General features: G+C 74.3%; 23 protein-coding genes. 11 read left to right on the top strand and 12 right to left on the bottom strand.

Translation table 11 applies throughout. The annotated features are described in order from the left end of the window. Positions 1-5 precede the first annotated feature (5 nt). The 4 genes from FLM69_RS08425 (at position 6) to FLM69_RS08410 (ending at position 3,703) form a co-directional block, all read left to right on the top strand. Positions 6-1,364, top strand: a complete 1,359-nt coding sequence (locus tag FLM69_RS08425; RefSeq protein ID WP_255502776.1) for an FAD-binding oxidoreductase — start codon at positions 6-8, stop codon at positions 1,362-1,364. Continuing rightward, entirely contained in the window at positions 1,361-1,816 is a 456-nt protein-coding gene (locus tag FLM69_RS08420; protein ID WP_041104105.1) for a thioesterase family protein, read from the top strand. Before FLM69_RS08425 ends, FLM69_RS08420 begins: the two co-directional genes overlap by 4 nt. A 65-nt stretch (positions 1,817-1,881) precedes the next feature. Beyond that, entirely contained in the window at positions 1,882-2,733 is an 852-nt protein-coding gene (locus FLM69_RS08415; protein ID WP_141843847.1) for a GTP pyrophosphokinase family protein, read from the top strand. A 172-nt stretch (positions 2,734-2,905) separates the two neighbouring features. Continuing rightward, complete coding sequence (locus FLM69_RS08410; RefSeq protein WP_119217683.1) at positions 2,906-3,703, top strand: TVP38/TMEM64 family protein; 798 nt, start codon at positions 2,906-2,908, stop codon at positions 3,701-3,703. Positions 3,704-3,720: 17 nt separating this feature from the next. On the opposite strand, the gene FLM69_RS08405 is transcribed toward FLM69_RS08410, so the two are convergent. The 3 genes from FLM69_RS08405 to FLM69_RS08395 are packed head-to-tail and all read right to left on the bottom strand — an operon-like array spanning position 3,721 to position 5,884. Beyond that, entirely contained in the window at positions 3,721-4,029 is a 309-nt protein-coding gene (locus tag FLM69_RS08405; protein ID WP_224644383.1) for a DUF1801 domain-containing protein, read from the bottom strand. Positions 4,030-4,068: 39 nt separating this feature from the next. After that, positions 4,069-4,623: a TIGR03086 family metal-binding protein gene (locus tag FLM69_RS08400; protein WP_119217682.1), complete on the bottom strand. Its 555-nt coding sequence runs from the start codon at positions 4,621-4,623 to the stop codon at positions 4,069-4,071. A gap of 10 nt (positions 4,624-4,633) precedes the next feature. Next, on the bottom strand, positions 4,634-5,884 hold the full coding sequence (locus FLM69_RS08395) for a polysaccharide deacetylase family protein (protein ID WP_119217681.1): 1,251 nt from the start codon (positions 5,882-5,884) through the stop codon (positions 4,634-4,636). A 311-nt stretch (positions 5,885-6,195) separates the two neighbouring features. Here FLM69_RS08395 and FLM69_RS11385 point away from each other — a divergent pair, with 311 nt between their 5' ends. Together FLM69_RS11385 and FLM69_RS08390 are read left to right on the top strand one after the other, a co-directional pair. Next, complete coding sequence (locus tag FLM69_RS11385) at positions 6,196-6,336, top strand: hypothetical protein (protein WP_181743501.1); 141 nt, start codon at positions 6,196-6,198, stop codon at positions 6,334-6,336. Positions 6,337-6,365: 29 nt separating this feature from the next. Further along, positions 6,366-6,896, top strand: coding sequence for an SgcJ/EcaC family oxidoreductase (locus tag FLM69_RS08390; RefSeq protein ID WP_141843845.1), 531 nt, complete (start codon positions 6,366-6,368; stop codon positions 6,894-6,896). A gap of 12 nt (positions 6,897-6,908) precedes the next feature. Here FLM69_RS08390 and FLM69_RS08385 read toward each other — a convergent pair whose 3' ends face one another. Genes FLM69_RS08385 through FLM69_RS08375 form a run of 3 tightly spaced genes read right to left on the bottom strand, consistent with a single transcriptional unit; the run spans position 6,909 to position 10,720 of the window. Next, positions 6,909-7,469 (bottom strand): GNAT family N-acetyltransferase, encoded by a 561-nt coding sequence (locus tag FLM69_RS08385; RefSeq protein WP_020624718.1) that lies wholly within the window; start codon positions 7,467-7,469, stop codon positions 6,909-6,911. A 6-nt stretch (positions 7,470-7,475) separates the two neighbouring features. Then, positions 7,476-9,935, bottom strand: coding sequence for a YhgE/Pip family protein (locus FLM69_RS08380; protein WP_141843841.1), 2,460 nt, complete (start codon positions 9,933-9,935; stop codon positions 7,476-7,478). Further along, the gene (locus FLM69_RS08375; RefSeq protein ID WP_069941208.1) at positions 9,935-10,720 is read right to left on the bottom strand and encodes an ABC transporter ATP-binding protein; all 786 of its coding nucleotides are present in this window, start codon (positions 10,718-10,720) and stop codon (positions 9,935-9,937) included. The genes FLM69_RS08380 and FLM69_RS08375 overlap by 1 nt, the downstream gene beginning before the upstream one ends. A 72-nt stretch (positions 10,721-10,792) precedes the next feature. On the opposite strand from FLM69_RS08375, the gene FLM69_RS08370 reads away from it, so the two are divergent. Then, on the top strand, positions 10,793-11,401 hold the full coding sequence (locus tag FLM69_RS08370) for a TetR/AcrR family transcriptional regulator (RefSeq protein WP_020624715.1): 609 nt from the start codon (positions 10,793-10,795) through the stop codon (positions 11,399-11,401). A 21-nt stretch (positions 11,402-11,422) separates the two neighbouring features. Here FLM69_RS08370 and FLM69_RS08365 read toward each other — a convergent pair whose 3' ends face one another. Then, positions 11,423-12,190 (bottom strand): sulfite exporter TauE/SafE family protein, encoded by a 768-nt coding sequence (locus FLM69_RS08365; protein ID WP_036382325.1) that lies wholly within the window; start codon positions 12,188-12,190, stop codon positions 11,423-11,425. A 74-nt stretch (positions 12,191-12,264) separates the two neighbouring features. Between FLM69_RS08365 and FLM69_RS08360 the strand changes: the two genes are divergently transcribed. Both FLM69_RS08360 and FLM69_RS08355 read left to right on the top strand, forming a co-directional pair. Continuing rightward, positions 12,265-13,521 carry an NAD(P)/FAD-dependent oxidoreductase gene (locus tag FLM69_RS08360; RefSeq protein ID WP_036382323.1) on the top strand — a complete coding sequence of 419 codons (1,257 nt, stop codon included), beginning with the start codon at positions 12,265-12,267 and terminating at the stop codon, positions 13,519-13,521. A 12-nt stretch (positions 13,522-13,533) separates the two neighbouring features. After that, positions 13,534-14,223 carry a M23 family metallopeptidase gene (locus FLM69_RS08355; RefSeq protein ID WP_020624712.1) on the top strand — a complete coding sequence of 230 codons (690 nt, stop codon included), beginning with the start codon at positions 13,534-13,536 and terminating at the stop codon, positions 14,221-14,223. Here FLM69_RS08355 and FLM69_RS08350 read toward each other — a convergent pair. After that, positions 14,213-14,722 carry a GNAT family N-acetyltransferase gene (locus FLM69_RS08350; protein ID WP_044659331.1) on the bottom strand — a complete coding sequence of 170 codons (510 nt, stop codon included), beginning with the start codon at positions 14,720-14,722 and terminating at the stop codon, positions 14,213-14,215. The two genes, FLM69_RS08355 and FLM69_RS08350, sit on opposite strands and share 11 nt — an antisense overlap. Before the next feature lie 72 nt (positions 14,723-14,794). Here FLM69_RS08350 and FLM69_RS08345 point away from each other — a divergent pair, with 72 nt between their 5' ends. Next, positions 14,795-15,340 carry a GNAT family N-acetyltransferase gene (locus FLM69_RS08345; RefSeq protein ID WP_036382316.1) on the top strand — a complete coding sequence of 182 codons (546 nt, stop codon included), beginning with the start codon at positions 14,795-14,797 and terminating at the stop codon, positions 15,338-15,340. A 35-nt stretch (positions 15,341-15,375) separates the two neighbouring features. On the opposite strand, the gene FLM69_RS08340 is transcribed toward FLM69_RS08345, so the two are convergent. The 4 genes from FLM69_RS08340 to FLM69_RS08325 all read right to left on the bottom strand — a co-directional run bounded on the left by FLM69_RS08340 (position 15,376) and on the right by FLM69_RS08325 (position 18,789). Continuing rightward, positions 15,376-15,588: a hypothetical protein gene (locus FLM69_RS08340; protein WP_010079881.1), complete on the bottom strand. Its 213-nt coding sequence runs from the start codon at positions 15,586-15,588 to the stop codon at positions 15,376-15,378. A 135-nt stretch (positions 15,589-15,723) separates the two neighbouring features. Then, a complete protein-coding gene (locus tag FLM69_RS08335) occupies positions 15,724-16,839 on the bottom strand; it encodes a type I restriction endonuclease (protein WP_036314529.1) in 1,116 nt (371 codons plus the stop codon). 267 nt (positions 16,840-17,106) lie between these two features. Further along, positions 17,107-17,451: a hypothetical protein gene (locus tag FLM69_RS08330; protein WP_010079880.1), complete on the bottom strand. Its 345-nt coding sequence runs from the start codon at positions 17,449-17,451 to the stop codon at positions 17,107-17,109. 99 nt (positions 17,452-17,550) lie between these two features. Further along, positions 17,551-18,789: a CdaR family transcriptional regulator gene (locus tag FLM69_RS08325; RefSeq protein WP_036314531.1), complete on the bottom strand. Its 1,239-nt coding sequence runs from the start codon at positions 18,787-18,789 to the stop codon at positions 17,551-17,553. A gap of 86 nt (positions 18,790-18,875) precedes the next feature. Between FLM69_RS08325 and FLM69_RS08320 the strand changes: the two genes are divergently transcribed. After that, positions 18,876-19,928, top strand: a complete 1,053-nt coding sequence (locus FLM69_RS08320) for a ferredoxin reductase (RefSeq protein ID WP_036314533.1) — start codon at positions 18,876-18,878, stop codon at positions 19,926-19,928. Positions 19,929-20,102 lie beyond the last annotated feature (174 nt).

The following is a 20,102-nucleotide window of genomic DNA, read 5'->3' as shown; positions in this document are numbered from 1 at the left end:
CGGTATTGTTTATAAAAAACAGGGCCCTCCCCCGTCCGTGCGCGGACCGCTCGGGGCATCGCTCCCCCGCCGCGCCGCGGGCCGTGGTCCGCGCACGGACGGTGGAGGACGTGCAGGCCGCGTGCCGGATCGCGCACGGCACCCGCACCCCGCTGGTCACCCGCGGAGCGGGCACGGGGCTGGCCGGCGGCGCCGTCGCGGGGGCGGGCGAGATCGTCCTGGACATGACCGCGATGGACCGGATCCTGGAGGTCTCCCCCGCGGACCGCGTGGCCGTCGTCGAGCCGGGGATCCTCAACGGGGCGCTGAACGCCGCGCTCGCCGAGCACGGGCTGTGGTGGGCCCCGGACCCCGCGTCGAAGGACATCTCCACGGTGGGCGGCAACATCGCGATGAACGCCGGCGGGCTGCTGTGCGCCAAGTACGGCGTCACGCGCGAGGCCGTGCTGGGCCTGGACGTGGTGCTCGCGGATGGCACCCTGCTGCGGCTGGGCCATCGCACCGTCAAGGGGGTGACCGGCTACGACCTGGTCGCGCTGATGATCGGCTCGGAGGGCACGCTCGGCGTGATCGTGGGTGCGACGCTGGCGCTGCGGCCGGCCGTGCGCGGCACGCCGGTGACGCTCGGCGGGTTCTTCCCGGACGTCGTCGCGGGCGCCGCCGCGGCCGAGGCGATCACCGGGGCCGGTCACGTGCCCGCCCTGATGGAGCTGATGGACGAGGCGACGCTCGCCGCGGTGCGCGCGCACGCGGGGCCCGAGCGCGGGGCCGCCCTGCCCGAGTCCGGCGCGTTCCTGCTGGTGCAGGCCGACGGCGCCGGCGCCGAGGCGGACGGGGAGGCCATGGCCGCCCTCATGCGTACCCACGGCGGGGACGTCACCGTGACCGTGGACCCCGCCGAGGGGGAGGCCCTCATGGCCCTGCGCCGCACCGCGTTCCCCGCGCTCGAGCGCCTCGGCACCCCGCTCGTGGAGGACGTGGCCGTCCCGCGCAGCCGCATGGCCGAGATGTTCGCGCGGATCCGTGAGATCGAGGCACGCACCGGCGTCGCCATCCCCACCACGGCCCACGCCGGGGACGGTAACCTGCACCCGATCCTGCTGTTCGGCGCGGCGGCGCAGGTGGGCGGCGCGGCCGAGGACGCCGCGTCGATCCCGGCGGACGTGTGGGAGGCCGCCGGCGAGCTGTTCCGCGCCGGCCTGGAACTCGGCGGCACGCTCACCGGCGAACACGGCGTGGGCCTGCTCAAGCGCGCGTTCCTGCGGGACGAGCTCGGCGACGCCCAGCACGACCTCCAGCAGCGCATCAAGGCCGTGTTCGACCCGCACGGCATCCTCAACCCAGGAAAGGTGTTCACCCCGTGACTCAGCCGACCACCCCCGAGACCCCCGCCGACGCCGGCACACCGACCCCGTTCGAGGTCGGGCTGCAGCTGCGCTGGTCCGACGAGGACCGCTACGGCCACGTCAACAACGCCCGCCTGCTCACCCTCACCGAGGAGGCGCGCGTGCGCGCCCTGGCCGCGTGGGCCACGACGACGGCGTCCCCGGACGTCCAGCGCGTCGTGCGGTCCATGGAGGTCCAGTACGAGGCGCCCGTGGTCTACGCCGGGCCCGAGGTGACGGCGCGGGTGTGGATCCTGCGGATCGGCCGGACGTCCTTCACGCTGCGCCACGAGCTGTGGCAGGACGGGCGGCGCTGCGTGCTGTGCGACGCCGTGTTCGTGCAGGTGGACCCGGCGGCCGGGCGGCCCGTGGCCGTCTCCGACGAGGAGCGCGCCGCCTTCGAGCGCGTGCTGATCCCCGCCGAGGACTGACGGGCCGCCGTCGGGCCTGTGGACGGCCAGCCGTCTCGCAGGATCCCGCCGTAGGCTCTGAGGCCATGGAGCAGGACCCTTCCCCGGACGCGCCCTCGGCGGACGTCGAGGCGCTGCGCGGCACCCCCGTGTCCGAGTTGACGCAGCTCACCCCCGCGGCGTCAGGGGCGCTGGAGCGGCTGCGCCGAGACGTCGAGCGCTTCGACCTCGAGTACCGCTCGGCCCTGCTCCAGGTGGAGGCGCGGCTCGAGGTGCTGCGGGACGAGTTCACACACCTGCACGACTACAACCCCATCGAGCACATCGTCACGCGGGTGAAGTCGCCGGAGTCGATCCTGCGCAAGGCCTCCGCCCGCGGGCTGTCCCTGGACCTGGACGCGCTGCGCACAAACGTCACGGACATCGCCGGGGCGCGCGTGATCGTCAGCTTCGCCCGGGACGTGTACCGCGTGTTCCGCCAGTTCACGCAGCAGCCGGACATCCGGGTGCTCGAGGTGGAGGACTACATCTCCCGGCCCAAGCCCTCGGGCTACCGCAGCCTGCACTGCCTCGTGCAGGTGCCGATCCACCTGTCCACCGGCACGATCCCGGTGACCGTGGAGATGCAGTTCCGCACGAGCGCCATGGACTTCTGGGCCACGCTCGAGCACAAGATCAACTACAAGTTCGACGGCGGCGTGCCCCCGGACATCGCGACCGAGCTCGTGGCCGCCGCCCGCGTGGCCGCGGATCTGGACACCCGCATGGAGCGGCTGCATGACCAGGTGCAGGAGACCGACAGGGACGACGACGCCGCCGCGGCCTGGGAGGACGACGGCGGTCCCGCCTTCGAGGACGAGCCGGCGGCGGGGCCGGATGGCGCGGGTCCGGGTGAGGCGCGGCCGGGTGACGACGCGCCCGGCGCGTCCACCGTCTGAGCCCCTCCGTCCACACCCGGCGGGCCGCGTGCACAGGGTTCTCCACAGAGTTGTCCACAGGTGTGGATGAGTCACACGCGTGTGATCCACCGAAGCAGCGCGGGGCGTGGCCGCAGACCGGGGAGGACATGCTGACGGAACGGGGCGGGGCGACTCCCGGTAGCCTGAGTCGATGCCCTCCACCGCCGTGCCGCCGCGCGACTCCGGCGCCGCCTCCACCCTGCCCGCCCGCACCGGGCACCGCGGGGTGTCGATCCTGCGCACCGCCGCCCTCGTCCTCGTGGTGGCGGCGTTCGTGTGGCTGGCACTCACCGTGCGCCTGCCCGGTGTGGACGAGCTGCGCGCCCAACTGGACGGCTTCGGCTGGTGGAGCTGGCTGGCGTTCACCGTGCTGTACGCGGCCGTGGCGCTCACCCCCATCCCCGTGACGATCATGGCGGTCACCGCCGGTGTGCTCTTCGGCGCGATCGAGGGGACGGTGCTGTCCGTCGTCGGAGCCCTGCTGGGCTCGCTCGGGGCGTACGGCATCGCGCGCGCGGTCGGGCGCGAGGTGGCCCTGCGCTGGCTCGGCCGCCACGCCGAGACCGTGGAGCGGCGGCTCGAGGACACCGGGTTCCTCGCCCTGCTGACCCTGCGCGTCGCCCCGGGGCTGCCGTACTGGCCCGTGAACTACGGGGCGGGCGCGCTCGCCGTGCCGCTGGGGATCTTCGCCGGCTCCACCGCGGTCGGCGTGATCCCCGGACAGCTCTCCCTCGTGGCGATGGGGGCGTTCGCGGTGCGCCCGGGCGTCGTGAACGGCGTGCTGCTCGGGGTGGGCTGGCTCACCGTGGGCGGTCTGACCCTGTGGGCGGTGCGCCACTGGCGACGGGCGGCCCGGTCCGCGGAGGAGCCGGCGGGCTCGGAGGAGCCGGAGAACCCGCAGAGTGGTCACGACACGCCGTCTCCCCGTACGCGACGCGGCGTGTCGTGACCACTCTGCGCCGGACGTCAGCCGAGGGTCGTGTATCGCACGCCGAACTTGCTGCTGACCTGCAGGAACACGAGCACGTCCGTGTCGCGCGTGTAGGCGGGCATGCCGTACCAGGTGCGGGGTTCGAGCTCCGGGGCCACCTCCGTGACGATCCGGTGCACCCCCACTGCCATGGCGCGGTCCTGCTCGGGCATCTCCTCGATCTTCGCCAGCAGGTCCTGCAGGGCGCCGGCCTTCTTCTTACCGCCGCGCTGGGCGCGCAGCTCCTGCGCGCGCTCGGCGATCGCGGCCTGCTCCGCGGCGCTGAAACCGGTGGACTCGCTCACGGTGCCTCCTGCGGTTCGAGGACGGGTCCTGCCCTGGTCTCAGCCCCGACGGCCCAGGCGACCGAGCAGGCGGGTCTGCCGGTCGGCGTCGTCGGCCACGGGGACGGGCTCGCCCAGGATGCCGGGCGTGTAGGCGGCGTCGCCGAACAGCTCCAGCGACTCCTCCACGCAGTCGATCTCTGCGTCCGTGAACCGCGCGTCCACGCCCTGCGAGCGGGCCAGGTCCCAACGGTGCACGATCAGGTCGAACGCGTGGAAGCGGATCAACGCCTCGCCCACGGTCATCTCCCCCAGCGCGGTCTTCATGGGCCGCATGATGAACTCCTCGTCACCGGCGAGCGCGGACAGGGCGGCGGCGTGCTTAGCCCACTGGGTGGCCATCTGCTGGCGGGAGCCGTCGAAGAGGGGCACCTCCCGGCCCTGACGGGCGGCGAAGTCGCGCTGGCCGGCGATCACGTGGTCCAGCAGGTCCAGCGCGTCCCAGCCCTCGCACGGGGTGGCCGCGCCCCAGTCCCGCACCTCCCGGACGACGGCGGTGAACGGCTCGGCGGCCGCGTTCCAGCGGGCCTCGACCTCGGTGGCGGGGATGGACATGGTGCTCTCCTCAGGGTCGCGGGGTTCTCGGGGCCGCGGCGGACGACGACGGCGCCGGGCTCGGCTTCTTCGGGCCGCGGATGGACTCGGGGCGGGCCGGGTCCAGGACGGACCGGGGGTCGAAGAACTCCTCCAGCACGGGCCGCTCGCCCGAGACGGCCGCGGCGAGGCTGATGCCGTCCACGTTGATGCGCGAGCCGCGGTAGTAGCCGGGCTCGAGCTGGCCCCACGCCTTGGAGGTGCCGTCCACGAGGAAGAAGGAGCGGTAGCCGAGCTCGCGGAAGTAGCGGTACCGCTCGTTGTCCTCCGTGTACGTGCCGGGGCCGGTGACGTCCGCGCCGAACGGGTAGATGAGCATGTCCGTGGGGCCGAGGATCGGCTCGACCTCCTCGTGCCAGTGCCTCATGTCGAACTCGAGCTCCTCCATGGTCAGCTTCGGCACCGTCCGGTGGCCCCACGTGTGGGAGGCGAACTCCCAGCCGCTGTCCTTGAGCGCGTCGGCGACCTCGGTGGCGGCCGCGACGTCGGCGTCGAACGTGGGGCTGTCCCCGAACTCGCGGGCCGAGGTGCGGTAGCCGAACACGCCGTCGTAGCCGGTCATGGCCAGCACGCCGCGGGCGCCGTTGAGGCTGAAGTCCGGGTGCTCGGCGAGGAAGTCGTCCAGGCGCGGGACGACGTCGAACGCCCCGACGTGCGTGGTGCCCTCGGCGTCCGTGTACTCGTTGCGAACGCGGCCGTCCTCGGCCACGATCAGACGGTCCGCGAAGCCGTCGCCGTCCATGTAGAGGTAGTACGAGCAGTCGTCCAGGGAGAGGATCAGCGGGGTCCGGCCCTCGGGGACCATGAGGGTCTTCGGGCGGACGACGTCGTCCTCGCCCACCTCGTACAGCTCGTGCGGGGAGACCAGCACGTAGCCGCGCTCGTAGACCTGCCGGATGACGGCGTCGAACTCGTCCACCGTGACCATGAAGTCCAGATAGCCGCCGGCCTTGTCGTCGCCGTCGAAGGCGCGGGCCGGGTCCACCACGAGGGAGTGGAAGAACAGGTGCGGAACCCGGGCCACGTCCGACCAGGCCACCGGTTCGCCGGCGGGCGGCGGACCAGCGGGGGCGGCGGAGGTGGGCGCGGACGAGGTCGGCACGGACGACGACGCCGCGTCCTCCCCGTCCTGCCCGCAGGCGGCCAGCAGTCCCGATCCGAGCAGGGCGGAACCGGCCAGGAGCATCTGTCGGCGGGTCGGCTGCGGCACGGGCGGGGGCATCGGGCACCTTTCTCCGGGGGCACCCATCATCCCAAGGCCGCCCGGCCCGGGACCACCCCTGCCGGGCGGGCGGGCGGAGGTGGGAACCGGCCGGGCATGGGAGGCCGGCCGGCGGCGGGGCTCGATCCGCCGTAGACGGCCCAGAGTGGTCACGCGGACGACCCGAGCTCGGCGCGGACCGTGTTCGACCGCTTCGTGTTCGGCAACCACCTCCGCAGCTTCAGCGTCGACTGAGCCCTGGCTGGGAGGCGCCTTCGACGCGCGCCGACGCACGCGCCCCTCGCGCCGTGCCGCGTGCCACACTGGCGAGCGTGACCCGACGTCCGGATGCACCGCCCCCGGCCGACCCGCGCACGCGTGCGGCCCTGCGCGCCGTGCTCACGGTCCTGGCCATGATGGCGGTGCTGTTCGCCGCCGTCGTGCTGACGCTGGCCTACGGACCCGCCCGCTGAACCCGCCCTTCCCCGATCCAGGAGCAGCCATGTCCCCCGCGGACCCCACCGCCGACGTCGCGGCCCGACCGACCGGCCCCGCCGCGGTGGCCGAGGCCTTCGCGGCCGCCTGGAACGCCGCCGACGCCGACGCGCTCGCCGAGCTGTTCGCCGAGGACGCGGACTTCGTGAACGTGGTGGGCGTGTGGTGGAGGCGGCGTCGGCAGATCCGGGTGAACCACGCGCTCGGCTTCCGCTGGATGTTCCCGCACTCGCGGCTCGAGCTCGGGCGCGTGCGGGTGCGGGAGCTCGGGGACGTGGCAGTGGTGCACGCGCCGTGGACCATGACGGGGCAGACCGCGCCCGACGGCGACGAGGCCGGCGAGCGCACCGGCGTCCTGCTGCTCGTGGTGCGCCGCACCGAGGCCGGGGCGTGGGAGGCGGTGGCCGGGCAGAACACGGATTCCGTGCCCGGGGCCCAGACCCACCTGGCCGACGACGAGGGGCTCGCCGCGGTGCACTATCACCCGTCCGCGTGGTTCGACCCCGACGAGGACCCGGACGGCCCGGAGGCCTGCTGAGCGGCGACCGGCTCACGCCACCGTCAGCAGCCGCACCCAGTCGTCCTCGACCCGCTCCCCGCCGACCACGAACTGCCGCGCCCCGACCGTCTCGAAGCCGAGGCGCTCGTAGAACCGGTTGGCCCGTGCGTTCTGCGCGTTCGTGCCGAGCCACACGTGCCGGAACCCCAGCCGCCGCAGCCGCTCGACGCCGTCGTGCACGAGGGCCTCGGCCAGCCCGGTGCCGCGCCCCTCGGCGAGCACGTACAGCTTCGAGAGGTGGCCGGCCGGCACGTCGCCGAGCCGCTCCGTGACGGGTGCCTCGGGGGCCGCGGCGGTCTCGTACATGGCGTAGCCGAGCAGGGTCTCCGGGGCGTCGGCCGCGGCGCCCACGAGCACGATCCGCTCCGGGTCCGCGATCCACGCGGCCACGGCGGCCTCACTCAGGTGCAACGCGATGTGCGCCTCCACCGCGGCACGCGGCAGCGAGGCCGGGGAGGCGTCCGGGAAGGTGGCCGCGGCGATCGCGGCGATCGCGGGCGCGTCCTCGGGGCGGGCCGGACGGACGACGGCGGCGCGGGGTGCGGAAGTCATCCCCGCTCAGGCCTGCAGCGCGGGGTGCAGGTCCTTCATGCGGAACCGACGCCGGCGCCGCACCACGAGCACGTCCAGGGCGAGCGCCGCCGCCCCGATGCCCATCAGCACGACCACCGGCACCCAGAAGCGCTGGTCCGGACCGCCGGAGATCGCGTTGCGGAACGCCTCGATGGAGTAGCTCATCGGCATGAACGGGTGCAGCGCCTGGAAGAAGCCGGGCAGCACCTCGGCCGGGTAGGTGCCGCCGGTGGAGGCCAGCTGCAGGACCAGCAGGACCAGCAGCAGCGCCGAACCGGGGGTGCCGAGAGCCGTCTGCACCAGGTGCGCGATGAGGGAGAACACCACGGCCACGAGCACCGTCAGGGCCACGGCCCGCACCGGGTGCACGGGGGCCAGGCCCAGCGGCAGCGTCGCGGCGAGCATGAGCAGGCCGCCGCCCACGGCCACGATGCCCACGGGCAGCCACGCGGCCAGCGCGATCGCCACCGGGTTGCGGCGCCCGGCCAGCAGCCGCCCGCTGATGGGCCGCATGATGTTGAACGCGGCGATGCCGAACACCCACAGCGCGATGGAGAAGAACATCGGCGCCATGCCGCGGCCGTAGACCTCCGCGGAGTTGTCCACCTGCATCACGGCCTCCACCGGCCGGGACATCACCAGGGCGGCCTCGTCCCGCTCGTCCTCGGTCAGGGCGGGGACGCGGTCGACGCCGTCGGAGAGCCCGGAGGCGAGCTCGTGGGCGCCGTCGTCGAGGGTGCCGAGGCCGGTGTGCAGCTCCCCGGCGCCGTCCTGGAGCTGGGCCAGGCCGTCGTCGAGCTCGGTGGCGCCGGACTCCAGCTGGCCCGCACCGTCCTGCAGGGTCAGCGCCCCGTCGTGGAGCGCGGCGTTGCCCTCGGCGAGGGTGGTCGCCCCGTCCGTCAGCTCGCCGAGGCCGGACTGCAGCTCTCCGGCGCCGTCCTGGAGCTGGGCCAGGCCGCCGTCGAGCTCGGTCGCGCCGGAGCCCAGCTGCTCGAGGCCGTCCGCGAACCTCCCGGCGCCGTCGGCGAGGGAGTCGGCCCCGTCCTTCGCCTCACCGATCCCGCCCTGCAGCTTCTCGGCGCCCGCGGCCACGGCGTGGGCGCCGTCGTTGAGGTCCGTCAGATCCGCCTTGGCGGAGGCGGCGACGTCGTCCTCGACGAAGCCCTGGACGCGCTCGTTGGCGGCCGCGGAGGTCGCGGCGGCCTCCTCGGCGCGGCCGGCGACGGCGGTCACCCGCTCGTCCGCGCCGGTGAGCGCCTCCTGGAGCGCGGCGTACTGCTCGGACTCGGCGAGCGTCGGGTCCTCTTCGGCGAGCTCGGCCAGGGCGGCCTGCGCGTCGGCGATGCGGGCGCCCGCGCCGTCCTCGGCCGTGCCGGCCACCTCGGCGACCCGCTGGACGTCCTCGTCCACCGCGGCGACGTCGGCGGCCACCGCGTCCTGCCGCTCGATCACCTGGTCCAGGCCGGGGATCACCGTGTCGTAGAGCTGCTGGGTGCCGTCGGCCACCTGCGTGGCGCCGTCGGTGAGCTCGGCCGATCCGGTCTGCAGCTGGGCCAGCCCGTCGGAGAGGTCCGTGGCGCCCTGACGCAGGGCGGGGGCGTTCTCGGCGAGCTGCCCGGCTCCGTCGGCGAGGGCCTGGGATCCCTCGCGCGCCTGGTCGAGCCCGTCGGCCAGGCGGCCGGCCCCGTCCTGCGCGGATGCGGCGCCCTCGGCGAGTCGCTGGGCGCCGTCGTCGGCCTGGGCGGCGCCGTCCGCGAGGTCACCGGCACCCGTGGCGAGCTGGCCCGCGCCCTCGGCCAGCTTGCCCGAGCCGTCGTGGGCCTGGACGATCCCGTCCTCCAGCTGGCTCGCGCCGTCCTCCGCGGAGGCCGTGCCGTCGGCCAGCTGCGCGGCGCCGTCGGCGGCGTCCACCATGCCCGACCGCAGCTCGCCGAGGCTGGAGAAGACGGCCTCGAAGTACGCCTCGATCGCGGACCGGTTCACGGCGGCCTCGACCTTGGCCTGGCTCGCGTTCGTGACGGAGCCGATCACGAAGCCGTTGGCGTCGTCTCGGCGCAGGGTGATCTGCGCCTGCCGCGGTGTCCCGCCGCCCTCGGGGCTGACGAGGTCACGACTGAGCTCGGCGGGGATCTCCAGGACGAGGTAGTACCGGCCCTCCCGCAGTCCCTCCTCGGCCTCCTCCCGCGTGGTCTCGCGCCAGTCGAAGGCGCGGTCGTCCTTGAGGCGTTCGGTCATGTCCGCGCCGGTGCGCAGCGTGGTGTCGCCGCGCTGGACGGGCTCGTCCTCGTTGACGATCGCCACCGGCAGCCGGTCCATGGCCCCGTAGGGGTCCCAGTTCGCGGACAGGTACAGGGCGCCGTAGATGGCGGGGACGAGGAAGATGAACAGCAGGGCGAGCAGGGGCAGGCCACGGCGGAAGCGTCGCAGCTCGTAGCGGAACAGCATCAGTTCTCCCGGACGGGGGGCAGGGTGAGGACGACGGCGTCGCGCGGCACGGGCGCGGAGGCCACGGCGCTCACCGCGAACGGGTGGCCGTGGTCCTTGAGGACGTCCAGGGCCGCGTGGAGCGCGACCAGCTCATCGATGGTCAGGGTGGCGTCCACGTCGTCGAAGGTGACGAGGCGGGCCGGGCGCAGGCAGGCGACGACGGCGGCCAGCAGCGCGCGCTCGGGTGCAGGCAGCTCCCCGACGACGGCCTCCGGCGCCACGCTCAGCCTCACCGCGTCCGCGAGGAGGGCGAAGCGCGCGCGGCCGGCGCGGCGGCGCACGCCGTCGGCGAGGCAGCGCTCGTCCACGACCTCGGCCGCGGTCAGCGCCGGCTCGAGCTCCACCACGTCGGTGGTGTGGGCGACGGCGGTGCGGGCGCGGAGGGCGTGCGGGTGGCGCGCGGCGTCGATCGGGGGCCGGTACGCGCGGGCGGCGGGCCGCTCCGGCCCGTCCAGGGCGACGTCCACGGGGCCGCCGGTGAGCACGAGCTCGCCCCGCACGCCCTGCAGGCGCCCCGTGAGGGCGAGCAGCAGGGCCGAGCGGCCCGAGCCCTGGGTTCCGAGCACGGCCAGGTGGGTCTGCGGGGGCAGCACGAGGTCGAGGGGGCCGAACACCGGCCCGCGACCGCCGCGCAGGGTCAGACCGCGCGCCACGAGGGTGGCGGGCGGGAGGTCGTCGAGGTGCGCCGGGACGGGGGCGGGCCCGGGGCCATGGTGATCGGCGTCGGTGGGAGTGGAAGACATAGGCCCTCTTTGCCGAGTCGAGGCGGATTCAATACCATCGGTATTCAATACCATCGGCATCGAGAGGGCAACATGGCCACCCGACCCCGCCGCGAGGATGTCCGCGCGGCCATCCTCGACCACGCGGCCCGGGTGTTCGGACGGGAGGGCTACGCGCGCTCCTCCCTCGCCCGCATCGCGGCGGAGGCCGGCTACACGAAGGGCGCCGTCTATTCCGGCTTCGCGGGGAAGCCGGACCTCTTCGCCGCCGCCTGCACCGTCCAGTTCGAGCGGGCGACCACCCGAGCCATGGACGGCGTCGCCGACGCCCTGGACGACCCCGACCTGCCGCGCGAGGACCTGGTGGCCCGCGTGGCGGAGGCCCTGGCCGACGTCGTGCTCGAGACCACGGGCTCCTGGCCCCTGCTCCTCCACGAGTTCCAGGCCGTGGGCCTGCGCGAGCCCGCCGTGGGGAGAGCCTACCGGACGCTCACCGTCCGGCGGCGGGACTTCCTGGCCGGCCTGCTGCGCGAGCACCGCGTGCTGGCCGACGTCCCGGACGAGCAGGTCACGCACACCGCGGCCATGCTCCTGATGCTCGTGCACACGCTGTCGGTCGAGCGGCACCTGGCCCCGGAGGACCTGACGGTGGACGACGTGCGGGACACGCTGGCCGCGGCCGTGCGCTCCCTCCTGCCCTGACGCCTGCGCGCCGGCCCCGCCTCAGCCCAGAGTGCCGGCCACACCGCGCACCAGCGCCACCGTGCCCCCGACGCCGGCCAGGCAGATCGCGAGGACGCGCGCCTTCTCGGGGTCCACCCGGCGGGCCACCACCGAACCGAGCAGCACACCCAGCGGGCCGCCCGCCACGACGGCGACCCACACCGGCCACGGCACGTGCAGCCCCGCGGGCACGGCCGCGCCGAACAGCGACTTGGTGACCAGCGAGGTGAGATTGGCCAGCAGGAACACGGGCTGGAGGGTGGCCGCCCACGAGCGCTGGTCCCACCGGCTCGCCACCGCGTAGACCGCGAGCGCCGGCCCGGCGATGCCCGCGGTGGTGTTCATGAACCCGGCCACGGCGCCGGAGGCGAACACGGCCCCGTTCCCCTGGGCGGTGAAGCGCTGCTGCAGGCCCAGGACGGCGGCCACGGCCACCAGCACGGAGGACCCCAGGAGGATCTCGAGGGCGTGGGCGTCCAGGACCCGCACGGCCCACGCCCCCGCGAACGAGCCGGCCACGAGCAGGGGTGCGAGGCGGACGAAGCGCGGCCAGTCCACGTGCCTGTGGAGCACCGCGAACAGCAGCACCGCGGACACCGAGGCGGCCACGTTGGACAGCGTCACCCCCGCCACCGGGCCCAGGAGCAGGGACAGCGTGGGTGCGGCGATCATGCCGACGCCCATTCCGCTCACCCGCTGGAGCGTGCCGCCCACGGTGATCGCGGCCAGCGCGACGACGGCCGGCAGCCACACCAGGGAGGGGTCCATGCGGGCAGTATGCCGGAGCCGGGGGTGCCCGTCGGCCCTGGCGCCCGCCCGTGACGGGTGCGCATGCTGGCCGCATGGCCCAGCACAGCTCCACTCCGTACCCGCTCGTGATCGTGGGCAGCGGCCCCGCCGGCGTCAGCGCCGCCCGCGCCTACGTCGACGCCGGGGGACCCGGCCCCGTCCTCATGCTCACCTCGGACGTGGACCACCCCTACGAGCGCCCGCCGCTGTCCAAGGAGCTGCTGCGCGGCACCGCCGAACCCGACCCGACGGTGCTGGACGAGCTGCCGGACGCCGTCGAGCTGCGCCGGGGCGTGACCGTCACCCACGCGGACCTGGGTGCGCGGACGCTGTGGGCCGCCGAGGAGCCGGTCCGCTTCGAGCGCCTGATCCTCGCCCTCGGCGCGCACCCGAAGCCCCTGCCCGTCGCGGACGACGACGCCGAGGTGCACCTGCTGCGCTCTCTCGACCACGCCCGCCGCCTGGTGGCCTCCGCCGGGCACGCGCGCTCCGCCGTCGTGGTGGGCTCGGGGTTCATCGGCTGCGAGGCGGCCGCCTCCCTGGCCCTGCGCGGGGTGGCCACCACGCTGGTCACCCCGGACGAGGTGCCGCAGCAGAAGCGGCTCGGCCGCGAGGCGGGCGATCGGATCGCGCAGTGGCTGATCGGCGCCGGCGTCGAGCTGCGCACCGGCGTGCGGGTGGGGCAGGTGCGCGCCCCGCGCACCGTCCACCTCGACGACGGCGCCACGCTCGCCCCGGACCTGATCCTCGCCGCGGTGGGGGTCGAGCCGGGGGGCGGGTGGCTCGAGGACTCCGAGCTGACCATGCACGAGGGGCGGATCGTGGCGGACGAGCACCTGGCGGCGGCGCCGGGCGTGTGGGTGGCCGGGGACGTGGCCCGCGCCCACCACGCCGTGGCCGGCCGGCCGATCCCCGTGGAGCACTGGGGCGACGCCCTCGGCATGGGCGAGGTCGCCGGGCACAACGCGGCCCGCACCGAGGTCGGCGTGCCGGGCGGCGCCGGCCAGGCCTCCGTGCTGGCCCACGCGGCGACGGCGGACCCGGAGTCCCTGCGGCGGTGGGAGGCCGTGCCCGGGTTCTGGAGCACCATCGGCGAGCACACGCTCAAGCACGCCGCGTGGGGCGACGGCCACGAGCAGGCCCGCATGGTGGAGCGCACCGGCGGGTTCACTCTCTGGTACACGGACGCGCAGGACCGCGTGGTGGGCGTGCTGACCTACAACGCGGACGAGGACTACGAGCGCGGGCGGGAGCTGGTGGCGGGCCGGGATGCCGTGGGCGAAGGCCGAGGCCGTCCCGACCCTGCATGACAGACTGAGGGGATGACCACCCCGACCCCCGGCGCCGGCTCCCCGGGCAGCGGGGTGGCCGGGGGCGTGCTGGCCGCAGTGGGGGCGCTGGCCCTGATCGCGACCGTCCTGGCGCTGGTCCTCGCGTTCGGTCCGGCCGGCCGGGACGACGCCGGCGCGGGCGCCGAGCGGCGGCGCTGGAACGGCGGCTTCACCCCCGCCCCGCCCACGGTGAACACGCAGGGGTACGCCGAGCCCGTGCAGGGCCGCGTGACCTCCCGCTTCGGGCCCCGCCCCAACCCGTTCGGCGAGGGCGTGGTGCCCTCGGGGGTGTCCGAGGAGGCCCTGACCCGCCACGACGGCGTGGACCTCGGCGGGGTGCCGGAGGGCACGCCCTTCCACTCGGTGTCCGACGGCCGAGTCCTATTCGTGGAGGCCGGCGGGGACGCGGGCGGCAACCTGCTCGCCGTGGACGCCGGGGACGGCCACGTGTGGCGCTACCTGCACGCCGCCCCGGACTCCACCGTGGTGGACGCGGGCCAGCGCGTCTCCGCCGGGGACCACCTGGCCGGCGTCGGGCAGACCGGCGCCGCCACCGGCGTGCACCTGCACCTGGAGCTGCGCGTGGACGGCGAGCCGGTGGACCCGGAGGCCTACCTGGCCGAGCGGGGCGTGGAGCTCGGCGGCTCCTACCCGGAGCGGCGCCGCGGCCTCAGCCGGTGACCGGGCCGCCGCCGTCGTCCACGGACCCGGCCCAGCGGACCTCCCCGTCCACGACCTCGTCCGTCGGCGCCAGGCCGATCGCCTGGGCGACCCGCTGGGAGGCCGTGTGCTCGGGGTGGACATCCGCCACGAGGCGCCGCACCCCCCGGTCCCGCAGCTCGCCCTTGAGGAGGCCGGCGGCCTCCTTCGCCAGCCCGCGGCCCTGCCACGGCGTGCCGATCAGCCAGGCGATCTGCGTGGGTCCCCCGTCCACGGGGATGGTGGCCTGGACGTAGCCGACCGGCCGGCCCTCCGGCTCCAGCACCACGATCCAGTTGGCCCAGTCCTCCGCGCCGTCCTCGGAGCGACCGCGCGCGAGGATCGCGTACCGCTGCCGCAGCTCCTCCTCGCCCGGCGGCGTCCCGCCGGTGTACGTGTACAGGTCCGGGTCGGCGAGGACCGCGGCCATGGCCTCGGCGTCATCCACCCGCAACGGGCGCAGGGAGAGGGAATGCGGCATGGGCACAGTCGACCAGCCCGGCCCCGCGCAGACAAGAGGCGGGGCGCATCCGCCCGCCGCTAGCCTGGGCGCATGCCGCCCGCCCCCACCGCCCGTCTGCGCTTCCGCGAGATGGCCGACGCCGACCTCGACCACCTGGCCGGCCTCCTCGGCGATCCCGTGGTGATGCGCTTCTACCCCGCCCCGCGCACGCGCGCGGAGGCGGCGGCGTGGATCGCGGGCAACCGGCGCCGGTACGCGCAGGACGGGCACGGGCTGTGGATCATCGAGACCCACGACGACGGCGGGTCCGGCTTCGTGGGCGACTGCGGCCTGACGTGGCAGGAGGTCAACGGGGAGCCTCGCCTGGAGGTCGGCTACCACGTGCGGGCCGACCTGTGGGGGCGCGGCTACGCCACCGAAGCGGCCGCCGCCTGCCGGGACCACGCCCGGGACGTGCTGGGGCACCACGAGCTCGTGGCGATCATCCACCCGGAGAACACGGCCTCGCGCCGGGTGGCCGAGCGGATCGGGATGACCGTGGTGGGCGAGGACCGCACCGGCGCGCCCGAGGCCCGCGCGGCTCTGGGGCTCGAGGCGCGCACCGTGCTGGGGATGAGGCTCCGGCCGGGCGCGTGAGGCGCGGCCCGGCCGGACGTCTCAGCCCCGGTCGCTCACTTGGCGTGGCGGGCGAGCAGCTCGCGGGCGGCGTCCAGGCCGCCGGCCTCGACGTCGTAGGAGCCGGTGGACGCGTGGTGGGCCTCGACCGCGTCCGTGATCCGGTAGTGGTCCGGGTTGCCGGGCGGGTCGGAGGTCTCCAGCACGTGGATCAGGTAGGTCTCGCCGGCGGCCAGGGCCTGGCGGTCGTCGCGCTCGTGATGGGTCATGACGTCCTCTCGGGTCGGCGCCCGGCGGGTCTGTCCCACCGGGGCGTGCGCACCAGGGTGGCGCATCGACGGCGGCGGGGCACAGTCCTGCCCGCCCGCGGGCCGGATCCGGTCAGTAGGCGGGTCAGAGTCCGCTCAGGCCCCGACGTAGGAGCTGACGACGCTCCGCAGTGCCTCGGCGGATTCGTAGATGTCCTCCAAGTTCTCGAGGTCGGCCCGCGTCCTGTTCTTGTCCGCATCGAACAGCACCAGATATTTCACCTTCCCGTCGAAGTGAAGGCGCGCGATCGGCTTCCGATTGTTGTCGTCCAGGATGACGCTGCAGTACGAGGCTGCGTCGCGCATGTAGACGCGGTTCATCGGCACGATTCCGGCGAGAATCGCCTTGATGATGCGGAAACCCTCGATCTCCTCTTCGGTCGTCACCACGCCCGGCTTGAGCTGGCCCTCCTGACCGTTCTCCTCGTCGGACAGGACCGTCTGATCGCCGGTGGCCACGGGCTCAGCGGGAGCCGCCAGTACCGGAGCGACCTGGTCGCCCAGGGCAGTCTTCAGCCGCGCGTTGACGCGATCGTTGATGTACTGGCGCGCAGCCTCCTCGGTGAGCCGGGTGAAGGTCTCCACCGCCTTGGCGTTCATGTACCCGGAGTACACGCGCTTGGCGAGGACCTTCACCAACTCATCGCTCGGCGCAGCCATCTCGGCAGAAATCTCGCGCTTGATGGCCGATACGTACTTCAGCTCCTCGGCTGCGGCGATGACCGAGTCGAGATCGAAGGATCCCTTCGCCAGCTGCTCGAGCTTCGGCACGGTGACCGGGTCGATGTCCAGAAGATCGAGGACGAGGAACGGACGCTCGTCGAGGATGTTGGCCTTGTCGAGGTCCGTGTAGAAGTTCCACACCCGCCCGTTGGTGAGCACGCCGATCCGCGCTTCACTGGTGTGGAAGTAGCGCACCAGCTGGCTCGCGTGCGCCAGGGACAGCTCCGAGCCGACCTTCTTGGCCTCCACGAGGATGTTGACCTTCCCCTCCCGCATGATGGCGTAGTCGATCTTCTCCCCCTTCTTCAGGCCCAGATCTGCGACGAACTCCGGGACGACCTCCTGGGGATCGAACACGTCGTAGCCCAACACCTGCGAGATGAATGGCATGACGAGCGCGTTCTTCGTCGCCTCTTCCGTGTCCAGGGAGCTTGCGTAGTCGCGGGCTCGCCGAGCCACTTGCGCAAGCTTGTCCTCGAATTCAGTCATGCCGTTTCACCCATCCGTGAGTAGGAGCCGGACAGCCGGGAATCCGGCAGCCTCGCACGTCAGCGCCCGAAGGCCCGCCGCAGCTGTGTCGAAATATAACCCAGCTCACAAACACGCTACGGGGACCCTCGCAGGCGCTCCGTGGCCGGACCGCGGGATCGCCCGGAACGCGAGGCGGCCACGACGCGTCGCCTCTCACAGGAAGGAGACGGGGCGTCGTGGCCGCGTTCCGCGGGGGGCCGCCCTGTCAGGCGACGCCCGGCCGGCTCAGCGGTTGCCGGGGTGCTGCGGGTCGGCCGGGATGCCGCGGCTCAGGGGCTCCACGGGCGGGCCGCTCGTCTCCGGGGTCACGGGCGAGCCGGTGCGGGAGCCGCCGACCTCCGGGGTGTCCGGCACCTGATCGCCGGAGGGCTGGGCGCCGGAGCGCAGCGCCTCGAGCCGCGTCTCGAGGACCTGCACCACGGGCAGGCGGTCGCCGTGGGCGCGCTCGTAGGCGAGCAGCTGCTCCACCTGCGACTCGTCGAGGCCGGTGATCCGGGTCGGCAGCGTGCCGTTGGGGATGTGGTCGTAGTCCGGCAGGGGGAGCTCGTCGCGGTTCGGGGCGTTCGTCATGGCACTGTCCCTCTTCTCTCGTCGGGGTCCCTCGTCGGGATGCGTGGTCCACCCACGCTAGTGAAGGCCCCCGTCAGACGGCACCCCCTGCCGCCCCGCTCACCCGACCCCGTCCCGCCGCGCCCGCAGCACGATCTCCAGGTCGAACCGCGCGTCGGGGTCCTCGAGGGCCTCCCCGAACAGCTCGCGCAGCCGGCCCACCCGGTACCCCACGGTCTGGGGGTGCACGCCGAGCTCCGCGGCGATCGGCGCCCGCTGGCCCCAGTGCGTGAGCCAGGCGAGCAGGGTCTCCTCCAGCACCGCCCGCTTCGCCTCGCTCACCTCGTCCAGGGGCGCCAGCACGCGTTCGGCCAGCTGCGTCACGACGCGCGGCTCGGCCCCCAGCACCACGCGCGCCAGGTGGTCCGCGGCGAGGATCGGGGACGGGGCGCCGTCGTCGTCCTCCCCCTGCGCGGGCTCCGCCGTCCGGCCCGCCGCCTCCTGGACGGCCAGCGTGCGGGCCACCCGGTAGGAGTGGGGCACGAGCGGCCAGTCCACGGCCGGCCCGACGACGGCGGCCGTCCCCGCCAGCAGGCGCAGCATGCGCTCGCGGCGGCCCTGGGAGGGCGTCGCGTCGATCACGGCGACCACCTCCGAGTCCCGCTCCACCACGAGCCCGGCCCGGCCCAGCCTCTCCCGGACGGCGACGCCGGCGTCCGCGGGCAGCACCACCACCGCCAGCCGGCGCGGCAGCCGCCAGTCCGCGAGCGCGGCCAGCCGTTGCACCTCCTTCTCCTCGGTCCCGCCCCGGACCAGGGCGGTGGCGAGGGCGGCGCGGTGCAGCTCGAGCACGCCCGCCTGGGCGGACTGCGCCTCCGCGTACGCCTGGGCGCTGACCGAGGAGAGCTCGTCGATGTAGGCCCAGATGGACTCGCCGAGGTCGATCACCACGGACATGCCCATGCCGAGGTGGGCGCATTCGGCGGACAGGTCCCGGAACACGATCCGTGCGGAGGCCCGGTAAGCGCCGAGCAGGGCGTCCATCGTGCGGCCCTCCCGGAACTCCCCCGCGCCCAGGTAGGCCATGAGCGCCCGCGTCTCGGGGCTGAGCGCGGGACGGGCGGTGCCTGGCAGGCTCATCAGCTGCTCGAGCGCCGCGGTCACCCCGCGCGTCAGGTTCTCGCCGTAGCGGCCGTCCCGGGCGCTCACGTACGCCGGGATCTGCTCCGGCACCGTCTCGATGATGCGCTGCATGATGGCCGGGATCGCGGGGGCCAGCCGGCCGGGGAGGTCCGAAGGCAGGGACAGCCACGGCGGGTGCCAGTCGGTGCCGCGCGTCGGGGCGGGGGTTGAGGCCATGATCTTGTCTCCTCACGATGAATCCTGCGGGTCGATCGTACGTCCGACATGAAGAATCATGGCGCGCTGCGCCATAGCGTGGGGGCATGCCCGGCCCCTTCCTGCTCACCCGCCTGGTCACGACGCTCCTGCACCCGCTCACACCGCAGGACGTCCTCGGCCTGTTCGACCCCGTGCACTCCTCCCGCCAGCTGCGCGGGGTGGTCACCTCCGTCGCCCGCGCGACGCCCGGCGCCGTCACCATCGCGTTCCGTCCCGGACCGGGTTGGCGGGCCCACGACGCCGGCCAGTGGGCACGCATCGGCGTCGACGTGGACGGGGTGCGGCAGTGGCGCTCCTACTCGCTCTCCGCCCCCGCGGGCGCGGACCCGGAGATCACGGTGTCCGACATCGGCCTCGTCTCCGGCACGCTCGTGCGCCACACGAAGCCCGGCGACGTCCTCTTCCTCGACATCCCCGAGGGCGACTTCACCCTGCCGGACGAGCCGCGCCCGCTGCTCATGCTCACCGCCGGCTCAGGCCTGACCCCGGTGATGTCCATGATCCGCACGCTCGTGCCGACGCGCCGGGATGCCGACGTGGTGCTCATCCACTCCTCCCGCACCCCCGAGGACGCCCTGTTCCGCGAGGAGCTGGCCGAGCTGGCCGACCAGTTCCCGGGCCTGCGCGTGGTGCACCACCACACCGCGGAGGCGGGCCGCCTCGACCTCTCCTCCCCCGCGCAGCTCGAGGGCCTCTGCCCCGACTGGCGCGAGCGGGCCGCCTACGCGTGCGGGCCGGCCGGGTTCCTCGACGACGCCGAGGCCCTGTGGCGGCGCGAGGCGGCCGCGGACCTCACCATCGAGCGGTTCCAGGCCGACTTCGCCCCGGGCGTGGCGGGGGCCGGCGGCCGCGTGGTGTTCGAGCACGCCGACGTCGAGGTGGACGCCCCCGGCGACGTGCCGCTGCTCGTGGTGGCCGAGGACGCCGGCGTCGCCGCGCCCGCCGGCTGCCGCATGGGCATCTGCCACGCATGCCTCACGCCGCTGCGCTCGGGCCAGGTCACGGACCTGCGGACCGGACAGGTGCACGGCGAGCCCGGCGAACTGATCCAGACCTGCGTGAGCGCCGCCGCCGGCCCGCTGAGCCTCGGCCTGTGAACCTGACGCCCGGCCCGCGACCCGGGCCTCCCTGACCATCCCCGCCTCCCGCCCCCCGGAGCTGTCTTTTATTCACATGTCCGAGCCCACGAGACGGAGCTACATGTCGTATGCCGCCATCCGCTTTTCAAAAAAACTGTATTTAATTTTGATTCTCTGCGGGATCTCGCATAT

Origin of the sequence: Micrococcus sp. R8502A1, assembly GCF_006704135.1 — a bacterium.
GTDB lineage: Bacteria > Actinomycetota > Actinomycetes > Actinomycetales > Micrococcaceae > Micrococcus > Micrococcus luteus.
The sequence above is the reverse complement of the archived record's forward strand: the minus strand, read 5'-3'. Positions and strand labels throughout refer to the sequence as shown.